Source organism: Cupriavidus phytohabitans (assembly GCF_000426345.1).
Classification (GTDB): Bacteria; Pseudomonadota; Gammaproteobacteria; order Burkholderiales; family Burkholderiaceae; genus Cupriavidus.
In genome coordinates this window covers 1-9,752 of record NZ_AUFE01000116.1, presented here as the reverse complement: position 1 = coordinate 9,752, position 9,752 = coordinate 1, and the positions used below count along the sequence as shown (strand labels likewise).

The following is a 9,752-nucleotide window of genomic DNA, read 5'->3' as shown; positions in this document are numbered from 1 at the left end:
CTGCGCTCGCGCGCAAGCTGGTGCCACTGGAGCAGGTCGGACGGATCGTGCCCGCACTCGACGGCAGCGCGGGCCGCAACCGGGCGCCGGGCTACTGCCTGATCGCGGCCCGCCATGACCTGGAGGCCATCCAGGCCTACCTGTCCCGCTTCCGTGACCGGGACAAGACCGCACGCGCCTACCAGAAGGAACTGGAGCGCTTCCTGCTCTGGTGCGTGGGCACCGACGATTGCGAGCACTACAAGGATTTCCTGGCGCAGCCGGATCCGTCCTGGATCGGCCCCAAGGCGCCCCGCACCTCGGCCCGCTGGCGCCCTTTCGTCGGCGCCCTCAAGCCGGAATCCCAGCGCTACGCGGTGCTGGTGCTGCGGGGTTTCTTTGCCTGGCTGGTGAGCATGCGCTACCTGGGCGGCAACCCGTGGCTGCTGGTGCAGGATCCGCTGACCACGCGCCGGGAGGTGCCGATCGCGGTCGACAAGGCCTTGCCGGCTCCGCTGTGGAGAGCACTGGTGCAGCCCGATGGCATCCTGGACCGGCTCTGCGCGCAATGGCCCGCGGTGCCGGTGGCGGCGCCGCTGACCGCGAAGGCTGTCGACGCACCCGGCGCCCAGTACCGCCTGGCGCGCGCGGCCGTGCTGCTGCTGGGATGCAGTGGAGCGCGCCGCGAAGAGGCGGCGGGCGCGCAGCGCTGCCACCTCCAGCCGGTGCCGGAGCAGGCCGGCATGCCCGCTGGCCTGTGGGAGCTGGCGCTGCGCGGCAAGCGCCAGCAGTGGCGCACGGTATTCCTCCCGGCGCGCGCCATCGATGCCTTGCGCGCGCACTGGGCCGACCGCGGCCACGATTTCGAGAATCCGGACCAGGAACTCGCCCTGCTCTCGCCGGTGGTGATACCGTCCACGCGCACGGCCCAGGCGAAGCACCTTAGCGAGGAGCACGGCGCGCCCGTGCTGCGCGGCAAGGGCTTTTCACCGGATGGGCTGTACCAGCTGCTGACGACGACGTTGGTTCGCGTCGCCGACGACGCCACGCTGCCCCTGTCCGAGGCAGAGCGGAACCAGCTGCGCCACGTCGCGCCCCATGCGCTGCGGCATACGTTTGCCACGCATGCGGTGGCCAACGAGATGCCTGCGGACGTCCTGCAACGGCTGCTGGGGCACGCCTCGCTGCAAACAACCGCGCACTACGTCCGCGCGGAGCGCGCACGTGGCCTCGCCGCCGTGGCGAAGCTTTATCCCGGCCTCAGCTAGGAAGCGTCCTGGCCACTAGCTCGCGGCAAATTGCAATCGAGCGGCTCTGCAGCTCGAGATTTCACCAATTTTCCGATGTGAGGGGAACCAAGACACGCTGATGCCCGAAGCATCAGTGGTAGTGGAGCTGGGCACTCTTACGCGCGTACTGGCTGGAAACTTTGTGCCGATAGCACTCTGTCCCCTGCCTCAGGAACGATGCTGCAGTTCCGAATTCTCCAAAGCGCCTTCCCGCGCTCTCGTGCAATTAGCCGTGGAAGGTCATGCGGTTGGCGAGGTGGCCAAAGCCACCAAAATTGGCCAAACGTCAGGCTGGACCAAAGACAAGGTCACCAAGATTGTACGAGCGTCAGTTTTTGTCTGCGCGTGCCGTAAAAGGGACCTCTGGGCCTGCCGTCACTGCCTTTCCCATTATGGTTAGGCTCGTCGGCCTCTCATAAGGTCACCAGTATTGTCCGGCTGAGGTCCTTCGAGACACGCAAGGTCACCATCAATTGTCCGTTTTGCGACAGAGGCCCTCTCCAAGACAAGTCAGCGCTGGGTCTACGGAGGGGTTGCAATTGAGATTCGTACAAACTTTGTGACCTTGCCTCCTGCCCTCGTGTAGCCGGTTTTCACAAGGTAAATCTCCAATGAGATGTTTTAGGAAACCGGGGCACTCATCCCTGATGGGTACCTGATGCAACTCATTAGTGAGGTGATCACGGAACCCGAAGCTCGTTCTCTTCACTCCTCGCCTCACGGGTGTCACGTTTTCATCTGCATCGATATCTACGGTCGATCGGTCTGGCCGAGACGGCTGTAGCCGTTGCTACTGGCAAGAACTACAAGAGATTCTGGTCGTTGTGACACGGTAGCCATCCGTGGCCCTGAGACGATCGAATGCCTCGGCGCTAAATTCACATCACTTTCGGGTGTCCTGACCGTCAGCGCGCCGCAAAGCTGTTGTCGTTGCGCAGCCCTGACTGCCACAGGCTAGAGTCCTGCTGCTCTCGCCTACGATCCCGCCGGGACTTTCTTCAATACGCAGTTGCGATTCAAGCAGATCAAGGAGCACCGGCACGAGCGGCATTTCTGGGGTGACGCTGCCTCCTTCGTGTTCCGACTCGGAACATGAAGGAGGCAGCCGACCAACGAAGAAGCGTTATTCATCTCAGCTGGGGTGCGCATGGCAACGAGAATCGGAACGCCCTCGATCCGTGCGTTCTCGTAATGCCTCATGCAAGGCATGGGCGTTCGGAATTGGCAATCCACATCGCCTCGTTCACGTCCGGTATGTCCCGGGCACTACGGATTTGCAGGTCAAACATCCACTATAAGTTGGCCTCACAATTTGCCGCAGGCTCGTACTCCCATGCGGCGTATCTGACCGCCGGTCGTACCCGTATGGGTGCCCCGACCGGACTGAATGTTCATGCGGACCCATCGGCCGGGGCGCTAGCGCATGGAGAGTAGCGATGGCAAAGCTAGCCAGTCGCCCAACAGGTTGCTTGCCCACTGCATTTGCGGCAGACTCTTGCCACGATCAACGTCATCAGCAGCATCGCTGCCTGGGCGCACTCCCAGTATCGCCATCCCAGATGCAATCGCAAGGCACGGACGTTCACGATGACGTTGTGTTCCGAGTCGGAACACGATTGTCTGACTGACCGGCGCGACTCGTGACACCAATAGCGCCGACACACGTCCGCTCCTAATCGAGGACGGGCACGAGGAATTCAGAGAGCTTCTTGTAAGAACGGGACTCGTGTTCCGACTCGGAACACAAAAAAAACCCCTCGGCATGAGGGGTTCGAGGACTGGTCAGGAGCGACGGGCTAACGTTGCGGCCCGCCGTCAAAAAGTTCGTTGATTACCGTCCGTATCCGCTCCTCTTGAGCCGCTGTCAGGACTGCACTCTTGAGCTTTACAGTAAAGCTCAGGGAATCCTTTGTGATGCTGCCGGCTTGAGTTTTACCGGCATAGACCTTATGAATGTCACGCTGCGAAGTTACAGGCGTCGCTTCACGTCGGATTAGCGACGCGTCCAGCAGCTTGGCAAACTTCGACTGCTCAAGGCTGCCGTCTACAAGTTGCTTCCATACCTCGCGAGCCACAGTCACAGCTGGCTCGCCATGCTTCTTCAGCACGGCGTAAGTGTCACTTGCTGCAGTCCCACTGAAAAGCGATGGATTCCTCTCCAGATCTACACGCATGAATTCGGGTAGATTGTCGAAGGCAAAATATCGATAGAGTGTGCTTCGGCTCATCCCCATCGATTCGGCCATCCGCTTCCTGTCGGGAAATTCCTTCTCCACGCGACGCATCGCCTTGCCGATTTCGTAGTCGGTAAGGTCTTCACGGCTGACGTTCTCGGCCAAAGCTAGCACGGCCATATCTGCATCAGACGCATCCGTAACGAGCGCCTTGATTTCAGGCAGACCCAACACCTGGTGAGCGCGCCAACGGCGTTCCCCGGCAATTAGCTCGTAGTACGCCTCTCCGTTGTCCGGTGTAACTCGTCGAGCCAGAATGGGCTGCATTAGGCCCAGTTCCTTAATGCTCTCGGCAAGCTCAGTGAGACTGCTCTCGTCAAACCTTATCCGCGGCTGCCAGGGATTCGGCCGAATCTTCTCAACCGGAACCGTGCTTGCGGCCCCTTGGGACTCCAGTTCCTGAATCCGAAGCTGCGCCGCACTCAAAGCCGCCATCATTCCTGGCGCAGTCTTCGGACGGTCTGCAATCTGGGGGGCGGCGACTTCCACTTTGATTTCATTAGCCGGAGTCAAATTTGCGGTTTGCTCCAGCATGCGCTTGCGCATATTCATTTACGCATCCTCCCACTTTCCGGCGTAAAACTCATCGACCCAACGGCAATATTCATCGAACGGAATTCGCACACGCTGGAATGTCTTGTTGCTGCCCTCGAACTTACTAATGTCGAACACCGTCGCAAGTGCGAGCGCCCCGTTACTCATCACGGAGCTCGCCGGCACTTCAATAGGGCTCATCCAATCACCGTAGGCTCGTTGGACCCAGGAGCGAACAATCGGAGCCGAAGACGCCACGCCATAGTCAACCTTCGAAAGTAGAATGCTCACGAAGTCGTAGGTCTTGTTTCCTTCGATGTTCTTGAAGCTGTCCGCCATATCGGAGAACAGACTCCAGAAAGACACCGAGCTAATAAAGTCGAGACTCTCCGGCACCAAAGGCATCACCATGGCGTCCGCAGCCATCAGCCCGTTAATGGTTAGGTAGGATAGCGAAGGCGCTGAATCCAGCACGATATAGTCGTATTTCTTTCGGAGCGGCTCCAGGCCCTTACGTAACAGGGTCCAGAAGCGATAATTCGCCGACTTGCTTGCCATTGCCGGGATATGAAACTCCGCGGAGAACAAAGATGGATGCGCAGGGATGACATCAACCCCGTCCCAATAGGTCTCCTGAATTACACTCTCGAGGGTAAAGTCGTCAGGGCTGTAGATGTACGGCAGAACGGTGCTTTCCTCGACAATCATCTTTTCGGCATACAGGCCGCACAATTCGGTCAGTGATGCTTGCGGGTCTAGGTCAACCAGTAGTACCTTGCGACCGCGCAAGCTCAGCCCCTGCGCCAGGCACATACTCGAAGTCGTCTTGCAGCTACCACCCTTGAAGTTGGCAGAAATAAGAACGCGACCGTCCGCTTCGCCGTTTCTTAGCAGCGGGGAAGGCCTCACCTGCGAAGCTTGTTGAACCCACTTCCGAGTCTCGGCAAGAGTAAATTGGCGTACGCGCCCATGAAGCTCACCCGCTGGAAGTGTGCTTCCGTCTTTCGTAGCCAAATAATGGAGCCGAGCCCGGTCGATGCCGCACATCTCGGCGACCTGAGTGGAGGTGAACGTCGGCGGACTTTTCCGAGGGCGAGGTGCCAGGATATGTTCGCGAAGTTCCTCAGTGAGCTTTTGCAGCTTCTTCGAAAAGTCACTCATTGAACCAATCGTGACAGTCCGGTCAATCTCGGTTAATTCGCTCTTCACCACCATATTCTACGTTTCATGTGAAATTCAGGATGAAACGTAGAATACGCGACCAACGCGAAAACTTCACGTACTCGTACGCACTTTTGGCAAAAAAGTGACGCCTCAAATGGCTATCTGTGCGGGGTTCGCGGAATCGAGTGAAGTAAGTCAGCGCGTAATCCGCTCATAGGAAAGATGGATCTTCCCTAAACGCAGGCGCTCCGCCCAATGAGGCAAGGTCACCGCCAACTGTACGAATTCGCGATTCGATGGTTCTTTAGATCGTGCACGCCCTACCATGTCTCTTCTGCTGCACACCCAAAGTCACCAAAATTGTCCGAATCGTAGTCCGGCAAACGCCAAACGCACTTTAATTTACTGCTCTCACCTTGAGACAAGTGCCTACTGGGGCACGACAACTTCCTTCCGCAGCATGGTTCGTACAATTTTGGTGACTTTGCCTGGCAGTTAGAGGTTCTTGATCGTACAAATCTGGTGACCTTAGCGGTTACTCCGCTATCCCGGACAGACGATTCTGAACCGTTCATGCCCGCAATGACTGGTCAGTTCGAGCGAATACTGCTCAACTGCGAACAATTTTTGTGACCTTACTCCACCACAAGGTCGGAAACGGCCCCTGGAGCCCAGAAATACAAATCCAGTGACCACGGGTCGCCCAAACTGCCCACAACTCCTTGCCTCGCAAGGCTTCCGCGGATTCCAACAATCTTTGTGACCTTGGTTCACAATTCCAGTTACCTTGCATGGCCCCAGAGTCCGCGGCCCAAGAAACCGGGGCCAAATCCGGTTACCTTGCGGCCACATTTAGTGACCTTACGCGACAAAATCGGCGACCTTTGGGCTCCAAAAGGTGACCTTTCCACTCTAAGTCATTGATTTAATGAAGAGGCCCGCGCTTCTTGTAAGTGATGTTCTGTTTCTAAAAACAAAAAACCAACCTACCCCCATACCATGGGACAGGGTTCCGGATCGCACAAATTCCCCCTACAGGCGAGCCTTCGAAACCCACTAAGGTCACCAACATTGTCCAACTACGCTTCCATCCGTCTTCCTTGGCCAAACACCGGTAACCTCGGACCAGTAGCTGTAGCACCATGCCACTAGGCCTTAGGGAGGCAAAGTCACAAGAAATGTTTTGACATTTCGACCTTTCCCCTGCAACCTCCTGCCCCAAGGAGGGAAATGGTATGGAAAGCGCATCGCAACAGTTAGCCTTGGCTCTATTCGAGGACTTCGCCCCTCGAGGCCAGAGCGTCACGGAAGCGCCAAAAGATTTGGGCTTCCGCCGCAGCAATGCTTTCGTCAAAATCATCGACCTAAGTCTGGCAGGCCGTCGCCTCATCGATGTTGCTTACTTCCTTGTCGCTGAAGACCAGGAAGTCCGGCGCGAATACCGGGTTGATGTCGGATTGTTCAAGTGGCTCCTAGCAACAACGAGCAACAACCGACGCCACCTCAGCAAGCTCGTTCGCGAAGCCCAGAAAGCCGCTATCGAGCTTAATGAGATCGATGTCGAAGACCCTTCCAAAGATCGATGGGGTGCAGTGCCCCTAATGGGCTCAGCATTCATCGAAAGAGGGGAGTTCATCTTTGAGCTTCCCGAACGGCTACAGCGCGCTATCAAGAACCCCAAATCCTCCCACTTTCTGAGCTTACGCTACGTATTCAAGTCGGTGCACTCTAAGGTTCTGTACGACCGACTACAACAATTTATGGTTGAGGGCATCACGCCTTGGTTCGAAGTTCAAGCCCTGCGTGCTTGGCTAGAGTGCGAGAAAAAAACCTACGACCTCTTCAAACACTTCCGCAGTAAAGTCCTCGAGGTAGCCATCTCCGAAATTCGCGAAGTGACCGGACTCCACATTGAGATGCTTACGCTTAACGTGCCCGGCTCAAAGAAAATCGGCCAAGTCCGATTTCGATTGAACGCTACCGAACAGCCCAACGAGCAAAAAACTGCATTCATCGTGCTTCGAAATGTCTACGAGACGCTGCGCAAAGAGTTCGCACTCAACCAGTCCGAATTCAACGAAATTATTACGAACCGCGACGTGTACAACGACGAGCGAATCCACCAGGCCATGGAGTACACCCGCCACAACGTGAAAGTTGGCAAGGTGAAGGTACGAGCAGGTGGTTATTTCATGAAGGCCCTTCGCGAGGGCTACCTGCTTGGTGAACTCGACAAGCACATCCATCATCAGTCGGCCATTGCAGAGTCAACTCGTAAGGCTGCTGATCAGGAGATGGCCGAACGTGAAGCCCGCGTGAAGGCCGCCGGCGCCGAGCGCGACCAACGAGAAGCTGATTTGGGTTGGGAAGCCTACAATAAGCTCTCCCCTGAGCAGCGATCGGACATGATTGCGGAGTTTTGTGAGTCTCAGGCGGCCAAGCTTCTTGCACGAAGACTTAAGGTTGAGTCCTTGAACGTGCACGAACATATCAATGAGCCGAATGTTCGGAGTACATTTGGAGGCTTTGTGGCAAGTCGCGTGCACAAGGCAGCGAAGGCCGCAAAGCGAGTAGGCGCTGCAGCCTCAGCAAGGCTGATCTGAGCACGAGCAGGCCCTCTCACGGCAACCGAATGCGTCCAAAATCCAACCTCGCGCGCACCAAAACCCGTAGTTGTTCGATCGCCATTTGTGCAGTGCCCGACGACCGTCGCGATTGAGTTTGCGGTGCTGATAAGGGGACAGCAGCGGCGATGGTCATCGCCGGCAACTCTTCAATGCGGGCCTCGGCCAGTGCTTTCCTGCAGCGCATCAGATTGGTCGCGTCACACGGCAGGCGCGGAGCCACTACTGCCGATCGCTCTCTCGCTTGCGCCGGCTGGATTACGGCAGCGGCCAGTCCGCTCGCTACTCTGTCCATCTCGACAAGCCAGGCACTCGCCTGCTCATGCGCGAGAGAGCTTCGCCGGCCGTTAGCGTCGGTGATCACGATGGATGCTGAATCGACTTCGTAGGTCTGTCGATGGCGATGTAAATCCGCACAAATCTGGCGGCGTCAAAGGTCGGCGGCATCGCGTGCGCAAACGGATCGATTTGGCACAGCTCTGCCTTGGGGTATCAGGATAAGGATGGGGAGGGAGCTGACGCAGGGCGCGTCGTAGGGAGCCCGAAGGGCGACTGGAGACGCGCCCTGCGTCGCAGCGCGTGTAGACAGTCGTGGTAGAAAGGCGGATTGCCGAAGAAACAGGCGCGGCACCGGCCACATAGACCTCGCGAGTCCGACCGATGTCGCGCCCCACACCGAATCCGGATGTTGGTCCGGAGAGACGCGTGCGCGCCCAGTATTCCATGCCTGGTGCGGTCTGTCGATGGTCTTCGGCGTCGATCGAGGAGCGTCGATGCTGCCCACGGGCCGCCTGTACGTATGCGCCCACTGCCGGGTCCAGGTCTTCATTTGCCGCCGCTGTGACCGCGGCCAGCGGTACTGCCGGGCTTGCGCCCAGGAAGCGCGCCGCGCCAGCGTGCGCGAAGCCGGCAGGCGCTATCAACGCAGCCATCAGGGGCGCTTCGCCCATGCGGCGCGCACACGCCGTTGGCGAGCGTTACAGAAGAATGTGACGCATCAGGGTTCACTCGCTCCCCCCGTCAATGCTGTACTGCAGCCGGACCCGACGACAGGCGCCGCCGTTGCCGTTCAAGCCGTGATCGTGCGACGGCGGCACCGGCAACGCCGTGCTGTCATGGTTGTGGCCGCCCGCTGCCGCCGTTCGTGCGTACCGGCTTTGTACGTCGCCGTGGTCCCCGTCGTGTAAATCGCTTCGATCGCGGAGATCCGGATGACCATAGGAGTGGAACTGGAGGCGCGGATCCTGCGCCTGTATCACATTGAAAAATGGCGCTGCGGCACCATCGCGCGCCAGTTGCATGTGCACCGCGACACCGTTCAACGTGTGCTGGCACAGGCTGGCCTGCCCCGGATTGGCAGCGTGCAGCGGCCTTCGCGGATCGACGCCTACCTGCCATTCATCCATGAGACGCTGAAGAAGTTCCCGTCGCTCACGGCCAGCCGCCTGTACGCGATGGTGCGCGAGCGCGGGTACAAAGGCGCACCGGACCACTTCCGGCACGTGATCGCGCGGTACCGGCCGCGCCCGATGGCCGAGGCCTTCCTGCGCCTGCGCACACTGCCCGGGGAACAGATGCAATGCGATTGGGGACACTGTAACCGTCCGACGGTCAGCGTTCTTGACGAGGAGGTTACTTTCAGGCGGCGTTCGAGCGGATCTGCTCAGCCATGGCCCATGGCAGCAGTTCGCTGACGCGATTGACGGGGTGGTCGGGGATGCGAGCAATGACGTGTCGCAGGTAGGCCTCGGGGTCGAGACCGTTCAGCTTGGCTGAGGCCACCAGCGAATAGATAGCGGCGCCGCGTTCGCCGCCACTGTCGGAGCCGAAGTGCAAGTAGTTCTTTCGACCGAGAGCAACGGCCCGCAACGCCCGCTCCGCGGCGTTATTGTCGATCTCAACGCGACCATCGCTGGCATACAGCGTTA

General features: G+C 58.5%; 7 protein-coding genes. 3 read left to right on the top strand and 4 right to left on the bottom strand.

Features of this window, described 5'->3' with window-relative positions; translation table 11 throughout:
- Positions 1–1,247, top strand: a 1,247-nt coding sequence (locus tag K309_RS38320) for a tyrosine-type recombinase/integrase (RefSeq protein WP_035878737.1), incomplete at its 5' end; no start/stop codon positions are given.
- 1,817 nt (positions 1,248–3,064) lie between these two features.
- Here K309_RS38320 and K309_RS0132365 read toward each other — a convergent pair.
- Positions 3,065–4,054, bottom strand: a complete 990-nt coding sequence (locus K309_RS0132365; RefSeq protein WP_029050148.1) for a ParB/RepB/Spo0J family partition protein — start codon at positions 4,052–4,054, stop codon at positions 3,065–3,067.
- Positions 4,055–5,251 (bottom strand): ParA family protein, encoded by a 1,197-nt coding sequence (locus tag K309_RS0132360; protein WP_029050147.1) that lies wholly within the window; start codon positions 5,249–5,251, stop codon positions 4,055–4,057.
- 1,184 nt (positions 5,252–6,435) lie between these two features.
- Between K309_RS0132360 and K309_RS0132355 the strand changes: the two genes are divergently transcribed.
- Positions 6,436–7,803, top strand: a complete 1,368-nt coding sequence (locus K309_RS0132355) for a replication initiation protein (protein WP_029050146.1) — start codon at positions 6,436–6,438, stop codon at positions 7,801–7,803.
- 16 nt (positions 7,804–7,819) lie between these two features.
- Here the strand turns inward: K309_RS0132355 and K309_RS40915 are convergent, their stop codons facing one another.
- Positions 7,820–8,188: a hypothetical protein gene (locus K309_RS40915; RefSeq protein ID WP_084402659.1), complete on the bottom strand. Its 369-nt coding sequence runs from the start codon at positions 8,186–8,188 to the stop codon at positions 7,820–7,822.
- An 847-nt stretch (positions 8,189–9,035) separates the two neighbouring features.
- On the opposite strand from K309_RS40915, the gene K309_RS40910 reads away from it, so the two are divergent.
- Positions 9,036–9,518 (top strand): transposase, encoded by a 483-nt coding sequence (locus tag K309_RS40910; protein WP_500784388.1) that lies wholly within the window; start codon positions 9,036–9,038, stop codon positions 9,516–9,518.
- Here the strand turns inward: K309_RS40910 and K309_RS0132345 are convergent.
- Positions 9,463–9,752: transposase domain-containing protein (locus K309_RS0132345; protein ID WP_029050144.1), on the bottom strand; the 290-nt coding region annotated here is incomplete at its 5' end. The two genes, K309_RS40910 and K309_RS0132345, sit on opposite strands and share 56 nt — an antisense overlap.